General features: G+C 51.2%; 14 protein-coding genes and 1 other RNA gene. 12 read left to right on the plus strand and 3 right to left on the minus strand.

The features are described 5' to 3' along the window. Window positions 1-2: 2 nt before the first annotated feature. The 4 genes from pheT to BT142_RS09445 all read left to right on the plus strand — a co-directional run bounded on the left by pheT (window position 3) and on the right by BT142_RS09445 (window position 5,547). Window positions 3-2,417 carry a phenylalanine--tRNA ligase subunit beta gene (gene pheT, locus BT142_RS09430; RefSeq protein ID WP_072417945.1) on the plus strand — a complete coding sequence of 805 codons (2,415 nt, stop codon included), beginning with the start codon at window positions 3-5 and terminating at the stop codon, window positions 2,415-2,417. A 189-nt stretch (window positions 2,418-2,606) separates the two neighbouring features. Then, window positions 2,607-2,849: an IreB family regulatory phosphoprotein gene (locus BT142_RS09435; RefSeq protein WP_175444920.1), complete on the plus strand. Its 243-nt coding sequence runs from the start codon at window positions 2,607-2,609 to the stop codon at window positions 2,847-2,849. Window positions 2,850-3,212: 363 nt separating this feature from the next. Next, window positions 3,213-3,884 (plus strand): response regulator transcription factor, encoded by a 672-nt coding sequence (locus BT142_RS09440; RefSeq protein ID WP_072417946.1) that lies wholly within the window; start codon window positions 3,213-3,215, stop codon window positions 3,882-3,884. A gap of 10 nt (window positions 3,885-3,894) precedes the next feature. Continuing rightward, the gene (locus BT142_RS09445; protein ID WP_072417947.1) at window positions 3,895-5,547 is read left to right on the plus strand and encodes a sensor histidine kinase; all 1,653 of its coding nucleotides are present in this window, start codon (window positions 3,895-3,897) and stop codon (window positions 5,545-5,547) included. Window positions 5,548-5,593: 46 nt separating this feature from the next. On the opposite strand, the gene BT142_RS09450 is transcribed toward BT142_RS09445, so the two are convergent. Further along, complete coding sequence (locus BT142_RS09450; RefSeq protein WP_072417948.1) at window positions 5,594-6,592, minus strand: hypothetical protein; 999 nt, start codon at window positions 6,590-6,592, stop codon at window positions 5,594-5,596. Window positions 6,593-7,069: 477 nt separating this feature from the next. Between BT142_RS09450 and BT142_RS09455 the strand changes: the two genes are divergently transcribed. Together BT142_RS09455 and cobI are read left to right on the plus strand one after the other, a co-directional pair. Continuing rightward, window positions 7,070-7,951 (plus strand): hypothetical protein, encoded by an 882-nt coding sequence (locus tag BT142_RS09455; protein WP_072417949.1) that lies wholly within the window; start codon window positions 7,070-7,072, stop codon window positions 7,949-7,951. A 98-nt stretch (window positions 7,952-8,049) separates the two neighbouring features. Beyond that, window positions 8,050-8,718: a precorrin-2 C(20)-methyltransferase gene (cobI, locus tag BT142_RS09460; protein WP_072417950.1), complete on the plus strand. Its 669-nt coding sequence runs from the start codon at window positions 8,050-8,052 to the stop codon at window positions 8,716-8,718. Here cobI and BT142_RS09465 read toward each other — a convergent pair. After that, window positions 8,705-9,235 (minus strand): YkgJ family cysteine cluster protein, encoded by a 531-nt coding sequence (locus BT142_RS09465; RefSeq protein WP_139182207.1) that lies wholly within the window; start codon window positions 9,233-9,235, stop codon window positions 8,705-8,707. The two genes, cobI and BT142_RS09465, sit on opposite strands and share 14 nt — an antisense overlap. A gap of 243 nt (window positions 9,236-9,478) precedes the next feature. Here BT142_RS09465 and ffs point away from each other — a divergent pair. The 6 genes from ffs (at window position 9,479) to BT142_RS09495 (ending at window position 13,909) form a co-directional block, all read left to right on the plus strand. Then, window positions 9,479-9,578, plus strand: an RNA gene (gene ffs / locus BT142_RS09470) — signal recognition particle sRNA small type. A gap of 54 nt (window positions 9,579-9,632) precedes the next feature. After that, complete coding sequence (gene dnaX / locus BT142_RS09475) at window positions 9,633-11,210, plus strand: DNA polymerase III subunit gamma/tau (RefSeq protein ID WP_242871958.1); 1,578 nt, start codon at window positions 9,633-9,635, stop codon at window positions 11,208-11,210. A 13-nt stretch (window positions 11,211-11,223) separates the two neighbouring features. After that, window positions 11,224-11,574, plus strand: coding sequence for a YbaB/EbfC family nucleoid-associated protein (locus tag BT142_RS09480; RefSeq protein ID WP_072417953.1), 351 nt, complete (start codon window positions 11,224-11,226; stop codon window positions 11,572-11,574). Window positions 11,575-11,589: 15 nt separating this feature from the next. Further along, window positions 11,590-12,192, plus strand: a complete 603-nt coding sequence (gene recR, locus BT142_RS09485) for a recombination mediator RecR (RefSeq protein WP_072417954.1) — start codon at window positions 11,590-11,592, stop codon at window positions 12,190-12,192. Between the two features lie 60 nt (window positions 12,193-12,252). Beyond that, on the plus strand, window positions 12,253-12,525 hold the full coding sequence (locus tag BT142_RS09490; protein ID WP_072417955.1) for an ACT domain-containing protein: 273 nt from the start codon (window positions 12,253-12,255) through the stop codon (window positions 12,523-12,525). Window positions 12,526-12,553: 28 nt separating this feature from the next. After that, on the plus strand, window positions 12,554-13,909 hold the full coding sequence (locus BT142_RS09495) for a PFL family protein (RefSeq protein ID WP_072417956.1): 1,356 nt from the start codon (window positions 12,554-12,556) through the stop codon (window positions 13,907-13,909). Window positions 13,910-14,026: 117 nt separating this feature from the next. On the opposite strand, the gene BT142_RS09500 is transcribed toward BT142_RS09495, so the two are convergent. After that, window positions 14,027-16,654: an ATP-binding protein gene (locus BT142_RS09500; protein ID WP_072417957.1), complete on the minus strand. Its 2,628-nt coding sequence runs from the start codon at window positions 16,652-16,654 to the stop codon at window positions 14,027-14,029. Window positions 16,655-16,664: the final 10 nt, after the last annotated feature.

Here is a 16,664-nt window from a genome sequence, read left to right on the forward strand (position 1 = left end):
ACATGGATCTTTCAATGAGATGGCTTGCAGATTATGTTGACTGCAAGTGCGATACAAAGAAATTCTGCGACGAGATGACCCTCTCGGGCTCTAAGGTCGAGTGCTTCGGCGAGGAGGGCGACTACCTCTCGAACGTGGTGGTAGGTCACGTCGTTGACATCGTTCCCCACCCCAACAGCGACCATATGTTCATCTGCCAGATCGACGTAGGCGAGGACGCTCCCGTTCAGATCGTTACGGGCGCTCAGAACGTAAAGAAGGGCGACTATGTTCCTGCTGCAAAGCACAAGTCCACCGTTCTCCACGAGGGCAAACCCGTCAAGATCACCAAGGGCAAGCTCCGCGGCGAGCCTTCCAACGGTATGCTCTGCTCGCTCGAAGAACTGGGTCTGACCCTGCACGACTTCCCCTACGCTATCGAGGATGGCATCTTCATCCTTGGCGACGACTGCGACAAGACCGTCGGCATGGACATAAAAAAGGCTATCGGCTTTGACGATACCATCGTCGAGTTCGAGATCACCTCCAACCGTCCCGACTGCCTTTCTGTGACAGGTCTCGCACGCGAGGCTGCGGCTACCTTCAACGTTCCCGTGAACATCAAGGAGCCGACCTTCAAGGGCGTTGACGGCGACATCAACGAGATCATGTCGGTAGAGATCCACAACGCTGACCTCTGCCCGAGATACATGGCAGGCTACGTCAAGAACGTTAAGATCGGACCCTCCCCGAGATGGCTCCGCGAGAGACTCCGTGCAAGCGGTGTCCGCCCGATCAACAACTTCGTTGATATCACAAACTTCGTTATGCTTGAGTACGGTCAGCCGATGCACGCTTTCGATCTGAGATACGTTTCGGGCGCAAAGATAAACATCCGCAACGCTAAGGCAGGCGAGAAGATCACCACCCTCGACGGTCAGGAGCGTGAGCTCTCTGAGGAAATGCTCGTTATCGCCGACGCTGAGAAGCCCGTTGCTGTTGCAGGCGTTATGGGTGGCGAGTACAGCGGCATCATGGACGACACCACCGCTGTTGTGTTCGAGTCGGCTTGCTTCGACGGCGCTTCGGTACGCACCACCGCCAAGAAGCTCGGCATGAGGACTGACGCTTCCGCACGCTTCGAGAAGGGTCTCGACCCCGAGAACACCTACTACGCTCTCCTGCGTGCGTTCGAGCTGGTAGAAGAACTCGGCTGCGGAGAGGTTGTCCGCACCTATATCGACTGTGACAAGACCGTTAAGAAGGACAAGGGCGTGACCTTCGACCCCGACTGGATCAACGGATTCCTCGGCACCGACATCCCTGCCGCACAGCAGGAAGAATACCTCACCCGTCTCGGCTTCGAGATCAAGGACGGCAAGGCTTACGCGCCCTACTACCGCATCGACATCGAGTGCAAGTCCGACCTCGCTGAGGAAGTTGCAAGACTCTACGGCTACAACAACATCCCCGACACTATCATCCGCGGCGTTGCACAGGCTAAGCTCACCCGCAAGCAGCGTTTCGAGCGCACCGTTACCAACGCGATGCTCGGTATGGGCGTGAACGAGATCACTACCTTCTCCTTCATCAGCCCGAAGTACTTCGACAAGATCAGACTTCCGCAGGACTCCAAGCTGAGGAACACCGTTGTTATCTCCAACCCTCTCGGCGAGGACACCAGCGTTATGAGGACCACGATCCTGCCGTCCGTGATGGAAGTGCTCGCACGCAACTACAGCTTCCGCAATCAGGAGTGCTACGCATTCGAGCTGGGCAGCGAATATCTCCCTGTTGAGGGCGAAGTTCTCCCCACCGAGCCCGAGCGTCTCGGCATCGGTCTGTACGACTCTAACGGCAAGCTGGATTTCTACACCATCAAGGGCATGATCGAGGAACTGTTCGACAAGTGCGGCGCACCCGCTTACGAGGTCGCACGCCCCACCGAGAACTGCACATTCGGTGAAGTGAGCGCGTTCCACCCCGGAAGAGTTGCTGTTATCACCGCCGAGGGCAAAGAGCTCGCTATCTTCGGTGAGCTGCACCCCGAGACCTGCGAGAATTACGGCATCGGCTGCCGCGCTTATGCTGCAAAGGTAAACATCCCCGAGCTGATGGAACTCTGCGCTGAGCAGAAGACCTACAAGCCTCTGCCCAAGTTCCCTGCTGCTACCCGTGACCTCAGCCTTATCTGTGATGACGAGCTCCCCGCAGCCGTTATCGAAAAGACCATCCGCGACGCGGCAGGCAGCATCCTCGAAAGCGTTACTCTGTTCGACATCTACAAGGGTCAGCAGATCGCTGAGGGCAAGAAGAGCATCTCCTACTCGCTGACACTTCGCTCTCACGAGGGAACACTGACTGACGACCAGGCTGACAAGACTATGGACAAGGTCATCAAGGCTCTTGCTGCCGAGGGTGCAGAACTCAGAATGTGATTTTTTCATAAATTGCTGTATTTAACGAAAATATGAACATCAAATTGTGCAATTCGCTTAATATTTTGCAAAACCCTTGTACTTTCAAGGGAAATGCGGTATAATATAAAAGACGCAGAATAAATTTTAGTAAAAGTTCTATATTCAGTTCACGCATCAGACACAGAACAATGTAAGGAGTTGAGCATCATGCACGATACACTCGAGTTTACAGTCAAAAAAGAAAAAGATGAGAAGATGAAGGAAACACTCGAGGCAGTGTACAGCGCTCTTGTCAAAAAGGGCTACAATCCGATCAATCAGATCGTAGGCTACATCCTCTCAGAGGATCCGACCTACATAACCACATATAACAACGCACGCAGTCTCATACGTCATATCGACCGTGATGAACTGTTGCAGGAGCTCGTAAAGAGTTACCTTGACGTTTAATAGGTTTTTGGATCAAAGAGCATAGAAGCGGTTCAGACTATTCTGTCTGTACCGCTTTTATAATGCAATCGACTTTTTCTTTTGTAATGCCGGCTGTAAGCATCATTTGCGTAATTTATCAGATGGTCTCTCATGAAATGTCGAGAGTCTATCTTACGGAACACATCCAACTGCCAACATATTAAAAGTTTTAGGAAAGGGGGTTGGGGGATAAACCTTTTTCAAAAGGGTTTTCCCCAATAATACCCGCACTTACTCCCCGTAAATTCCTATCTGTCACAGGAACGGTTTTGCAAAAAGACTTACAGAGGATATACAAAAGACACATCAGTAGAGTAAAATGTTTATAATGGAGGAAATGACATGGCATACACGATACTTCTTGTTGAGGATGACGCTCAGATACGTGAGCTTATCAGCGACTACTTTAAGGAAAAAGGCGGCTATACGCTTATGACGGCAAAGGACGGACTTCAGGGGCTCGACCTTATTTACGAGAATAACTTAGACCTGCTGATGCTCGACATAATGCTGCCCGGTGTTGACGGCTTTTCCATCTGCCGCGAAGTCCGCGCAAAAAGCATCGTGCCGATACTGTTCCTTACCGCGAGAGGACGCGAAGAGGACATCCTCTACGGCTACGACCTCGGCTGCGATGATTACATAGTCAAACCCTTCTCACTCGCGGCTCTTTACGCAAAGGTCGGAGCGCTCATCAAGCGGTCAAAAGGCATGGTGGCAAAACAGGAAATGGTCTGCGGCGGGATAAGACTTGACCCCGCGACCTTCACCGTCACCGCCGACGGCAAACAGATAGACCTTCCCCCGAAAGAATACGCCATGCTCAAATACCTCATAGAACACAAGGATTGGGTAGTAGACCGAGACACACTGCTGACACGGGTATGGGGCGCTGACTACTTCGGAAGCGACAGAGTGGTGGATAATCACATCAAAAAGCTCAGAAAGGCACTCGGACCCTGCGGCGGTCAGATAAAAACGGTCATCACCAAGGGCTACAAAATAACAGAATAGAGTGATATTTATGAAAAAAGACAAGCGCGAGAAACTGCTGAGAAAACCTCTGAAACGCCGCAGCTATGGGGCTATACTCTTAAAAAGACTCATTCCCTGCCTTATCGTATGCGGCGCACTGTTCCCTTTGGCAATATGGGCCGCAGGACAGATCTATATAGCCACGATGCACGAAGGAAATCTGACAAATCAGTACTTTACGGACGAACAGCTTAGAGACGAATACGATCTATACAACGGAGATAATTACGAACAAAGAATATTTCACAGCTTATATGTCAAATCAGGTGATTCTTTCGGCATTAACGAAACGGCTTATGAAGTTTATGACAGCGATACGGGCGAACTGCTTCTGAGAACAGAACATAAGGGTATTGCTCAGGTAAAAACAGATAACGAAATGACCAAATCTCCCGTGTATTATTACTGCGACAGAAAATATCTGGGCGATGTTTACGACAAATATCTCGACATCATGGCTAACAAGGACAAAAATGCGCAGATCTCCATGGGATTTGAAGACATCTATATTTCGGACGACGGCACTTTCCTTCCCGGAAAAGGTTCGATAAATACACTTTCACCTGAAAGATCGGAAGTAGTTCTCGAAGATGAATACACAGACGATACTTCTTTCAGCTTCGACCTCACACCCGACAACACAACAGGGCTTACCCATCTGGAATGCGGTATGAACAGGACCTACGCGGGACTTTACGGAATTTCTCCCGACTCCAATGCATTCAGGATCCTCGATGATAAACTGCCGTTCATGACCGCTACAAATCACAGCAGCTTATTCGGCGAGTTCGATTACGGCTGTGCATACAGCATCATCCGCGATAAGGTGCTGCTTCCCAACGGCAAGAGCTATATGATATGCGCCTGCTATTATGATGACGGGTCAGCATATTGCATAAAGTACGCTGTGATGTTCGGATCTGCCATCACACTGATAACTGTTATCATCGCTCTTCTGACTGCATACCGCACCTACATGAAAGAACAGGCTCACTTTGCGATGGAGGACTACCGCCGCGACATGACCAACACGATGGCGCACGACCTGAAAACGCCGCTCATGGCGATCTCGGGCGCCGCAGAGAACATGAAAAATATCACCGATGAGGAAAAACGTATGCACTACGCAGACATGATACTCTCGAACGTAGATTACATGAACGGGCTTATCGGCAGCGTGCTTGAACTTGCGAAGGTCGAGCAGATCACCAGGACCAAGAAAGAGACCGTAGACCTGAAAACCATCACCGAAGAGACCGCAGGCAAATATACCGACGTCCTTAAAGAAAAGAATGTCAGCCTGAACATCAGCGGTTCGGGCACAGTCAAGGCGGACAGTTCGCTTATGCGACAGGTCATCGAGAATCTTTTCTCAAACGCCGTCAAGTACAGCGTCGAAGGTAATAGTATCGACATCGAGATCAGCAGCAAGTCCTACACCATCTCGAATCAGAGCCGCGAGCTCACAAACAAGACCGCCGACCAGCTCTGGCAGCCCTTCGTAAAGGGAGACAACAGCCGCAGTGAAAAGCTCGGCAGCGGACTCGGACTTTCGATCGTGAAGAACATCTGCGACAGCGAAGGCTTCAAAACCGATCTCACGATGAACGACGGAAAATTCACCGTAACAATTACTTTCTAAAAACAAAAAAGAGACCGAAGCGATGAAGACTGCGGTCTCTTTTATTTTATTCGCTTGCGGTACCCGACGACAGCGATGTAACTGCCGAAGGGTCGTTCGGAGTCGGTTCGGTGGTAAGACCCTGATCGTTTTTCTCCTTCGCTTCCTGCGCAAGAGCGTTTGCAAGATCGGTGAGGATCTCCAGATTCTTATCAAAATTCGCCTGCATTTCCTCAACACTGCCGTCAAGTGTATTGACGGGACGGCGCATACAAAGGTGAATGTCGTTCGGCAGCGCGGGAGCTTTCAACTCGTCGGCGAGGAAACCGAAGTTAAGCGACAGACCCTTGTCATCGATATAAGGATTATCGGGTATCTTCAGCGAGAGGTCGGTAGTCATCAGCGCCTGAAGATCGGGGTCAGTGTTTGAATCGGTCAGCACCATGATTATCCTGTCCTGCTGCAAATTCGCGAAAAATTTCTGGCTGTTCGTCTGATACAGGGTGTTGTACTTTTGGTCGTTCAGCGGACAGATTATAACCTGAACGTAGACCTTGCCGTCGCTGTTGAGGTCGGGCGTGTACTGTTCGATACGCTTTTCGAGCAGTTTTGCGCTCTCATCGTTTTGCAGGACGTTGTCGCAGATGAGCAGTATCTCGATATCGGGATCGACCTTTGTCGCAAGGTCATAAATAATGAACCCGAGCACCAGCGCAAAGAACGTGCCGAGGATTATCCACATCTTCTCATGATACCAGAAATTAGCAGCCTTTTCCATTCCGTGGAGTTCGCGCTTTTCCTCGTGGACTTCTTTTATCTCCTCTTCTTCGGTGGCGATGCCCGCCTTCATTTTCATGAGGTCGAGCTTGTCCTGTGCTATGCGGCGGTCTCTCGCCTCACGGGCTTTTTTTTCGCGGAGTATTCTCTCATGCTCGATTTCAAGCCGTTTTTCCTCGGCCTCTTCCTGCCTTCGGCGCTCTTCTTCTGCGAGACCCCGTTCGTATTCAAAATCCTCGTCGGGTATAAAGTCCTTTTCGCCCTTACCCGTTTCAATGCCTTTTCCCATATATTATAGTAAGCTCCTTATTTTTGAGTTATTAAGTTATGATTATACACTATAATTATTTCCGCATCATGAACAAACTCATGAGATTTAAGTAAAATCGGCAGAACGAGCGCCGATATCCCTGCCAGACACAGTAAAAAAACGATAAAAACCCGCAATTTTCGTTTCAGTGCATGGGACGGTTTTCGTAAAACGAAAATTAAAAGCTCGGTTTATGTAAACGTTTTCGTGGGAATTTCGGATTTTGATAGTAAGTTTTCCACACTAATCGACCTGAATTTGATATATTTTTGGCGCATATGATGAAATTTCCGCATAAACGTTTTAAATTAATTAAAATACTTGACAGTGCAAATTCTATTATGATATAATATGGTAAAGCAATATATCCGAAACCGCATGAGACATACATCCAGAGGCATGAAGAGATAACAAGAAAAGCATGAGAAACAGAGACATGATCGGGAGGCGATCTTTATGACAGGTTCAAAGGGAATTATCGATCTCACGGGCGAATACAGGAAGAAAGCACCCGTGCTTCTTCACGGAACTTCATCTCTTTACATCGCATCCATCAGCGAAAACGGATTTGGCGGTCTGCCTCAGCACCGCGATATGTGCCGCCGCATCCTTTCAGAGCTGTCGCTGGCATTCCACCGCGCTTACCGCGACGAACCCTCGGAAGAAGGCGAAGTACTTTATTCGGGTATATCATCCTACGTTCAGAACAGCTACGGCGGCGTTTACGTCACCACAAACATCGTGACCGTGCTCGACCACTCCTGCGGCACTAACTGCGGATTCGGCGAGATGCTCTACGAACTGCTGGCATATTACACCGCGTACAAGTGGCTCTACGGCAAATACCCCGAGCTCAGGGTCGATGGTCACAAGGAATTTCTCGGGCAGTTCATCGACTTCGAGACCAACCTCATCACGGCTAAAAACAGCCCTGCTGTCATCGTGCTGAGAGATGTCCCCGTCAACACGCTCAGACACGAGGACGGACGAATCGTCAGCTTCACGTCAAGGCTCACGGGCTACATCGCGTCCGAACAGGGTCGCAGAAGCGGCAACAAGCAGCCGTTCCTCGATACGACCAACTACCCCCTGAAAGACTATCTCACCAAGTGGGCTCCGAGCTCTCAGAGATATGTGGGCGTACCAATACCCGCTACGGAATTCGAGGTCGTTTCCGTAGAAGGTCAGCTCCCCTTCTTCTACTACAGCGACACCGACGAACAGCGTGCGGAAAAGGAGCTGAAGATAAAGGATCTCCGCGACAATATGGCGGAAAAGCTTTGCGGACTGCTTCTCAACCGCGAGACAGACCTCAGCCTGCTCAAGCGCTCGGTATAAAAACTATCAGAAGACGTTTCCGACGAAATATTCGGGAACGTCTTTTTTCTTGACATTTACGCACTTTGAGGATATACTATATATAAGGAGATGATGGAATGCTTTACGGTGTAAGTGTAGGCTGCGGAGATCCGCTCGATATGACGATAAAAGCAGTGCGGACTATCGAACGCTGCGATACGGTATTCGTGCCGAGAACAGGCGGCGAGAAAAGCCTTGCCCTAAGGATAGCTTCGGGAGCGGTGGATATGAGCGCCAAGCAGCTTATACACCTCGATTTTCCGATGACGAGGGATACGCAGGAACTCGAAAACGCATGGGACTCGGCTTCCGAAACAGTCTGTGAAGTACTTCGCGAGGGAGATGCTGCTATGATCTGTCTCGGGGATGTGAGCATCTACACGACTTTTTCTTACATCTCCGGCCGTGTCGAGGCTAAGGGCTTTGAGACGAAATGGCTGCCCGGTGCAAGCTCGGTAACAGCGGCTGCCTGCGCGGCAAACATCCCACTCGTCTGTGGAAACGAACCTCTGCACATCCTGCCTTACGGCTGCGAGGGGTTCAGCGAAATGCTCGCAGCCAACGGCACAAAGGTCATAATGAAATGCGGCAAAAAAGCTCCTCAGCTCTTGCAGGAGCTTGAGGAGCGCGGTATGCTCGAAAGTTGTATCGCAGTCGAAAACGCAGGGCTCGAAAACGAGAGGGTCACATACGGCAGAGACATCCCCGCCGATGTGGGCTATTTCACGGTGTTCATCCTTCGGTAAACAGCTGTTCCGTACACATGACGGTATACCCCGCCTCATAGGGACGCACAAGCTCGGGTCGGCGGTCGGCTTCGGCAAGAACATCGGGCAGCAGGTCGGCTGCGGTCCTTTTCATGTGCTCCCGCGACTGCTCGCTGATACACGGGCATGAGGGTGACAGGGTTATCATGCGGACTCCGTCCCGCTGCATCAGTGCGAAAGGAAAAAGTCGGCATTCAAAGGGCTTATCCGCTCCCAGCAGACAGCCTTTGGAGTGGTCGAGCATCGGGCAGACGAATATCTCGGGGTCGTCGGTGGGAAGCATCAGAAAAAGCCGCTTGCCATACGGCTCGGTAAAGCGGACTTCGGGAATGAGCATACTCGCTCTTACGGCAGTGTCATCCGATACGGACGGCGTATCTGCGAGCGTGTAGCTCTCAAAAAAACAGCATTCCTTGCACTGTGCACAGTCGGCAGCGGTCACGAGCCTGTCGGTGACGACGCTCATCTCGGTCACTCCCCTCTCAGATTTTGGCATAATTGTCAAAAAATCATGTCCCATGTACATTACTATATTTGTATTTTATCATATCAGCGCGAATTTTTGTTACCAATCTTTGTCCGTTTTATAAATATTTGTGAAAGAATGGATTTTTTGAAAGTTTTTTTGTGAATACCCCTTGCATTTTATTTCGGAGTGTGCTATAATAAATATTGCCGAATGAAAGATTTGATTTCGGACAGGGTCGTAAGATCGAGTTAGTCGATCCGAGATACAGGTGTGCGGGTCCTGCGCAATGAACAACTGTGAACCATGTCAGGCGGGGAACCGAGCAGCATTAAGCAGTTTGCTTCGTGTGACGCAGTTTCGCCTGCACGCCTGTATGTCGGATCGAATTTTTTTGCAAAAGGGTGTGAGCACGGTGTATCAGGCTTTGTACAGAAAATGGCGTCCGAGATCATTTGACGATGTTGTTTCACAGCCTCATGTCACCACTGTGCTGAAAAATCAGATAGTTGCCGAGAAAACGGCTCACGCTTACCTTTTCACGGGTTCGAGAGGAACGGGCAAGACCACCTGCGCGAGAATTTTTGCGAAGGCGATCAACTGCCGCAACCCTCAGGACGGTGAACCGTGCCTTGAGTGCGATATCTGCAAGGCCGCCGAAAACGGCACACTGCCCGATATAATCGAGATAGACGGCGCTTCAAATTCGTCGGTAAACGACGTGCGCGAGCTCAGGGAAGGCGTTATCTACACCCCCGAGATGTGCAGATACAAGGTCTACATCATCGACGAGGCTCACATGATAACTACGCAGGCGTTCAATGCTCTGCTGAAAACTATGGAAGAGCCGCCCGAGCACGTAAAGTTCATACTCGCGACCACCGAGGTACACAAAGTCCCAGAGACTATCGTGTCAAGGTGTCAGCATTTTGACTTCAACAGGATACGCAGCGAGGATATCGTTGCGCGATTGAAATATATCGCTTCCGAAGAGGGATTCGGCATGACCGATGACGCGGCGCTCATGATAGCAAGGCTGTCCGACGGCGGTATGAGAGATGCGCTCTCACTGCTCGACAGATGCTCTGCTTACGCCGATAACATCGATATGTCGGTGGTCTCCAACGCGGCAGGCATCGCAGGAAGAGAGTATCTCTACGACCTGCTCGACATGATAGCCGCAAAAGACACCGCAGGCGCTGTGAGAATGACGGACGAGCTGCACGGCAAGTCGAAGGACCTGAAAGTGCTCTGCGGCGAACTGCTCGCACAGCTCAGAAATGTTATGCTGATACGCTCGACAGACGGCGCACGCGACCTTATAGTATGTATGCCCGAAGAATTCGGACGTTTGCAGACTCTCGCTTCAAAGATGAGTCTCGACAGGATATTCGAGTGCATAGCGATACTTCAGCAAACGAACGACCGCTTCGCAAGGGCTGCCGACAAGCGCATCGAGTTCGAGATGTGCATGGTCAGACTTTGCACGGCAGGCAGCAGCAGACCCGCAGCCGCGGCTGAAAACAACACCGACATCGGGGAGCTGAAAGCGCAGATTGCCGCCCTCACAAAAGCTGTTAACAGCGGAACGGCGGCAGCTATCCCTATCGCGGAAACTGCACCGAAAAAACCTGAGATACCGCAGAAGCCGAAAAAGAAATTCGACCCCAATAATTTCACGCCCCTCGAAGAATGGCAGGAAATACTGGAGATAATCGAGAAAAGCGCACCGACTATATGGGCGTTTCTCAAAAATTCGCTGGCCTGCATCGAAGGCGAGACCTTCTGCGTGGTCGTTGCGAGCGAATGGTATCTGAAACGGTTCAGAGAATCGAACGACAGAGTGATGCTCAAAAAGATCATCAAAGATTACTATGGCAAGGACTTTGAATTCAAGATCTATACTTCTTCGTCAGTGGATATCACCGAGAAGGAAAACCCTATCAATGAGCTTATCAAAAGGGCAAAGAGCTTGAATGTCGAAGTTGAGATAAAATCAAAATAAGGAGTAAATAACAATGAGAGCAAGATTACCACAAGGAATGGGCAAAGGACCTTCGGGCAACATGAATCAGATGCTGAGACAGGCACAGGAGATGCAGGACAAGATCACTGCTCTTCAGGCTGACCTTGAGCAGAGAGAGTTCACCGCTTCTGTAGGCGGCGGCGCTGTTGACATCAAGATCAACGGTAAGAGAGAGGTACTCAGCCTCAACATCAAGCCCGAAGTAGTTGATCCCGCTGACGTTGAGATGCTTCAGGATCTCATCATGAGCGCTTTCAACGAGGCTGTACACAACCTCGACGAGGTAAGCGACAAGGAAATGAGCGAGCTTACCGGCGGCGTTTCTTTCCCCGGACTGTTCTGACAGACAGCAGGTCGAATGGATAAAAACAGCAGTGCATTACCGCTCGTGCTGCTCGCCGAGCAGTTTGCAAGGCTTCCCGGTATCGGCATGAAATCGGCTGAGAGACTTGCTTACCATGTCATGCGCATGAACGACGAGGAAGTTCGGGAATTTGCCGACGCGCTCCTCAACGCAAAACGCACCGTTCATACCTGCAGGGTCTGCCAGAATCTGACCGAGAATGAGGTCTGTCCTATCTGCTCGGATACGCGGCGCGATCAGAGCATCATCTGCGTAGTCGAGAGCCCTAAGGATATTACGGCATTCGAGCGCACAAGAGAGTACAAGGGCGTGTACCATGTACTTCACGGACTGATCTCTCCTATCGATAACATAACGCCCGACAGCCTGCGCATCAAGGAATTGCTCGCAAGGCTCGACGGCAGCGTTGAAGAGGTCATAATGGCGACTAATCCGACTGTTGAAGGCGAGGCTACCGCCATGTATATCTCAAAACTCATAAAGCCTCTCGGCGTTAAGGTCACAAGGCTCGCATTCGGTCTGCCCGTTGGCGGCATACTCGAATTCGCAGACGAGATCACGCTTTACAAGGCTTTGGAGAACAGGAACGAAATATGAGGAACAGCTCGTGGGGGCAGACCCTCACGGGCTGTATTCGTAACAGAAAGGAATGAGAATATGAGAGCAGTAATTACTGTTATCGGCAAGGACGCTGTCGGCATCCTCGCTAAGGTAAGCACCGAGTGCGCAAAATACAATGCGAACATCACTGAGGTAACACAGTCTGTTATCGAGGATATCTTCGCTATGATCATGATGATAGACATCTCGAAGCTCAGCATCGACTTCGCCCAAATGGCTGAAGATCTTTCCGCAAAGGGCGAGAAGGAATGGGGTCTGAAGGTGTTTGTTATGCATGAGGATATCTTCAATTGTATGCACCACATCTGAGCCGATACCATCTTAGGGAGTATGAATAATGATAAATCAGTACGATATACTTGAAACAATAAGAATGATACAGGACGACTGTCTTGATATCCGCACTATCACGATGGGTATCTCGCTCCTCGACTGCATCGACCCCGACATCGACAAGGCTTGCAAGAAGGTGTACGACAAGATCACCCTCAAGGCAAAGGATCTCGTAAGAGTCGGCGAGCAGATCGAGAAGGAATACGGCATCCCGATCATCAACAAGCGAATCTCGGTAACACCTATCGCGATCATCTCGGCGGCCTGCAAGTGCTCGCCCGTTCCTTTCGCGAAGGCTATGGACGAGGCTGCAAAGGCTGTCGGCGTAAACCTCATAGGCGGATACACCGCTCTCGTTCAGAAAGGCTTCTCCGAGGGCGACCTTGAACTCATCAACTCCATCCCCGAGGCTCTTGCCAGCACAGAGAGAGTCTGCTCGTCGGTCAACATCGGTTCGACCAAGGCGGGCATAAATCTCGACGCCTGCGGCATCATGGGCAGGATCGTCAAGGAGTGCGCTGAGGCGACCGTTGACAACGCTTGCTTCGGTGCGGCAAAACTCGTTGTATTCTGCAACTCTGTCGAGGATAACCCCTTCATGGCAGGTGCTTATCACGGCGTAGGTATGCCCGACTGTCTGATAAACGTCGGCGTTTCGGGTCCGGGCGTTGTAAGAGCGGCTATCTCCAAGTATCCCGATGCGGACATCACCAAGATCGCTGACGTTATCAAAGAGATCAGCTACAAGATCACAAGAGTCGGTCAGCTGGTCGGCATGACCGCTTCAAAACGTCTCGGCGTGCCTTTCGGCATCGTCGATCTGTCGCTTGCGCCTACTCCTGCTGTCGGCGACTCTGTTGCTCACATCCTTGAAGAGATGGGTCTTGAGGTCTGCGGAACTCACGGAACTACAGCATGCCTCGCGATGCTCAACGACGCAGTCAAGAAGGGCGGCGTAATGGCTTGCTCGCGCATCGGCGGTCTGTCGGGCGCGTTCATCCCCGTTTCTGAGGACGCAGGCATGATCGACGCTGCTGTTGCAGGCGTACTGACCATCGAAAAGCTCGAAGCTATGACCGCTGTATGCTCGGTAGGTCTTGATATGATCGTCGTTCCGGGCGACACCGAGACCGATACCATCGCCGCTATCATCGCTGATGAAGCCGCTATCGGTATGGTCAACTCCAAGACCACTGCGGTTCGTATCATCCCTGCTATCGGCATGAAGGAAGGCGACGTGCTCGACTGGGGCGGACTCTTTGGCAAGGGTCCCGTTATGCCGCTCCACAAAGAGAGCGCAACCAAGTTCATTCATCGCGGCGGACAGATCCCTGCCCCGATGCAGAGCCTGAAAAACTGATATTTCTTCTTCCCGATACTGAGGTGTCGGGAAGTTTTTTTGCAGAGACATAATTAAGCCGTTCGGGGTGAAAACTCACGCCCGAACGGCTTTTTTTGCATTACGTCCACGTCTCGGTCACTCGGGGAAGAACTCGATTATCTCATCCTCATCTCCGTCTCCGCCAGCAGATAGTTCGTCAAAATCAACGCTGATAGCTTCTGCCACCGCTCTTATCACTTTGTCAAGTCTCTCGGTCAGCAGTTCATGATCGGCGGAAATGACATCCCACTGTTCGGCATCCGCGGCTTTTTCAAGCACAGCCGAGAGCTCCGCAAGCTCTTCCTCACCGACAGTTCGGGAATTGCTTTTCAGCGAATGTACGAGAATACCGTAATTCAAGGCATCCCTGCTGTCATAATGATCCTGCAAGGGCTTCAGCTTTTCCGCGGAGCTCCTGACATACTCATACAGCATCGTCCGATAAAGCTCCTCGTTGTTCTGGCAGTAGCCGAGACCCTTCTCGGTATCCAGCCCGATACTGCGGAGTCTGCCATATAAGTCGTCCACGTTCTGTAGGTCAGCATCCTCTTCCCTGCCGTCGTCGGCCGAAAGGATCTTATCCTCGGGAAGATATTTCAGCATCATCTTTTTCAGTTCGCGGCTGTCGATCGGCTTTGAAAGATAGTCATCGAATCCCTCGGCAAGGTAACGCTCCCTCGCACCCGTCAGGGCGTCGGCTGTCAGGCAGATAGCAGGGGTATGACGGCCGCTTTCTTCTTCCTGTCCACGCAGACGGTGAAGCGTTTCAACGCCGTCCATCACAGGCATCCGCTGATCCATCAGGATGATGTCATACTGTTGTTCGCACATCATTTCAAGCGCCTGCTGACCGCTTTCGGCAGTGTCTGTCATCATACCCGTATCGCTCAGCAGACCTGCCGCGACCATGAGATTCATGCGCGTATCGTCCACGATCAGGATGCGGGCATCGGGTGCGCGGAACAGTACTTCCGAACTGTCCCGCTCATGAAGGCTGTTTTCAAGTCTCGCACGGAAATCGCCAATCGGCTCAGCGGACATCACCTTCTGCGGCAGCCTCACACTGAACACCGAACCTTTCCCGTACTCGCTCTCGACTGAGATACTGCCGTTCATGATGCCCACAAGCCGATTTGTTATCGAAAGCCCGAGCCCTGTTCCCTCAACAGTGCTGTTGCGTTTCAGGTCGGTGCGTTCAAATTTATCGAATATCCTGGAGACATCCTCTTTCCTGATGCCGATGCCCGTGTCCCTGACGGCAATCGTAAGCTCGGTCATCTGTTCCGCCGTGTAGCCGCCGCTTCCGTGAACGGTCAGCGTCACGCTTCCCTTGTCAGTGTATTTGATGGCGTTGTTCAGCAGGTTTATGAGTATCTGTCTGATGCGCATATCGTCGCCGAACAGCTCGTCGGGAAGGTCGCTGTCCGTCTCGATATTCATTTCGAGCCCCTTATCCCGTGCCTTGAACATGACGGTGTTGGCGACATCGTTCAGAACCGAGCTGAGCATATACTCCCGTTTGTTGATGTCAAACCGCCCTGCTTCTATCTTAGAAAAGTCGAGGATGTCGTTGATTATCGAGAGCAGATTATTGCCTGCGCTGTCGATGTTACCCGAATATCCCTTTATCTCGGAAAACACACCTCGAACCGCTTCCCTGTCCCTCGGAAGGGATTCATACGCCCTTTTGGTTGCGCGCATTATCATCTCGTTCATGCCGAGCACGGCATTTATCGGGGTGCGTATCTCGTGGCTCATGTTGGCGAGAAAATCGCTTTTAGCGGCGTTTGAACGCTCCGCCACCAGCTTTTCCTCACGGAGACGGTTATTCTCCGACAGCTTCTGCTCGAAATATACGATGATGATAACACCTATCGAAACGACCACAAGCAGCACTGCGATAAGGAACAGGATAACATGGATGATGTCGTAAACATTACTCTCGACAGTATCGCTCATGCCTTTTGAGAGCCTGTCCCTTATCCATATACCGAGCACGATACCGCCCAGCGAACATATCACAAACACCGCAACGTAAGTGCCTTTGAGAATCCTCTGTACCCTGCGGCTGATGAATACCGACGAGCCCTCGCCCGCCTTCGGAAAAGTGCGGTTTATCGCCCATATCATGAAAAGATAGGATGCGCTGCATATCAGCGAGCAGACATAGTAAGCCTTCTGCGTCCAGCCGTCAAAGCAGGAAGCTGTCCACATACCGAACTCCGCATAGATGCAGGTAAGCATGGCGATCGCGATAAACGGCGGTGCTGCTCCATTCTTTCGGTTCTTTATGTGCCACAGGATGTCCCTGACACAGAGACAGGCGGCGACCGAACATACCGTTACCTGATACGCGCTCAGCAGTGCGCCGTCGAAATTCATGTACAGCGTCAGCTGCCACGCGTTCAGCGGAAGCGGCAGCAGCATGAGCGGATGCATGAATCTGCGCTCGCCTTTCGGTCTTAGGTTCAGTATCAGTAAGACCATCACGATATATGAGATGTTCCAGCCGAAATACGTCAGCAGGTCGGATGCGTTTGGAGTGCTCCCGATGATGATAAGATACGCCGTCCAGAAATAACAGCTCAGCAGGCTGCTCGCAAAAAAGCCCGTCGCATACAGCCAGCAGCGCTTTTTGCTGTCGATATATCTGAACAGAGAGAACATCTGAGCGATAAGTATACACATCAGCTGAACGATATTCTCAACGTATTCCATGACCATTGGACCGCCC

The sequence above is a fragment of the Ruminococcus sp. YE71 genome (assembly GCF_900119155.1).
In the GTDB taxonomy this organism is placed as follows: Bacteria; Bacillota; Clostridia; order Oscillospirales; family Ruminococcaceae; genus YE71.

Coding starts and splice junctions, on each gene's coding strand:
- BT142_RS09445 (WP_072417947.1), top strand. CDS start 3,895: ATGAAAAAAGACAAGCGCGAGAAACTGCTGAGAAAACCTCTGAAACGC.
- BT142_RS09490 (WP_072417955.1), top strand. CDS start 12,253: ATGAGAGCAGTAATTACTGTTATCGGCAAGGACGCTGTCGGCATCCTC.
- cobI (WP_072417950.1), top strand. CDS start 8,050: ATGCTTTACGGTGTAAGTGTAGGCTGCGGAGATCCGCTCGATATGACG.
- BT142_RS09435 (WP_175444920.1), top strand. CDS start 2,607: ATGCACGATACACTCGAGTTTACAGTCAAAAAAGAAAAAGATGAGAAG.
- pheT (WP_072417945.1), top strand. CDS start 3: ATGGATCTTTCAATGAGATGGCTTGCAGATTATGTTGACTGCAAGTGC.
- BT142_RS09500 (WP_072417957.1), bottom strand. CDS start 16,654: ATGGTCATGGAATACGTTGAGAATATCGTTCAGCTGATGTGTATACTT.
- BT142_RS09450 (WP_072417948.1), bottom strand. CDS start 6,592: ATGGGAAAAGGCATTGAAACGGGTAAGGGCGAAAAGGACTTTATACCC.
- BT142_RS09455 (WP_072417949.1), top strand. CDS start 7,070: ATGACAGGTTCAAAGGGAATTATCGATCTCACGGGCGAATACAGGAAG.
- BT142_RS09480 (WP_072417953.1), top strand. CDS start 11,224: ATGAGAGCAAGATTACCACAAGGAATGGGCAAAGGACCTTCGGGCAAC.
- BT142_RS09495 (WP_072417956.1), top strand. CDS start 12,554: ATGATAAATCAGTACGATATACTTGAAACAATAAGAATGATACAGGAC.
- BT142_RS09440 (WP_072417946.1), top strand. CDS start 3,213: ATGGCATACACGATACTTCTTGTTGAGGATGACGCTCAGATACGTGAG.
- recR (WP_072417954.1), top strand. CDS start 11,590: ATGGATAAAAACAGCAGTGCATTACCGCTCGTGCTGCTCGCCGAGCAG.
- BT142_RS09465 (WP_139182207.1), bottom strand. CDS start 9,235: ATGCCAAAATCTGAGAGGGGAGTGACCGAGATGAGCGTCGTCACCGAC.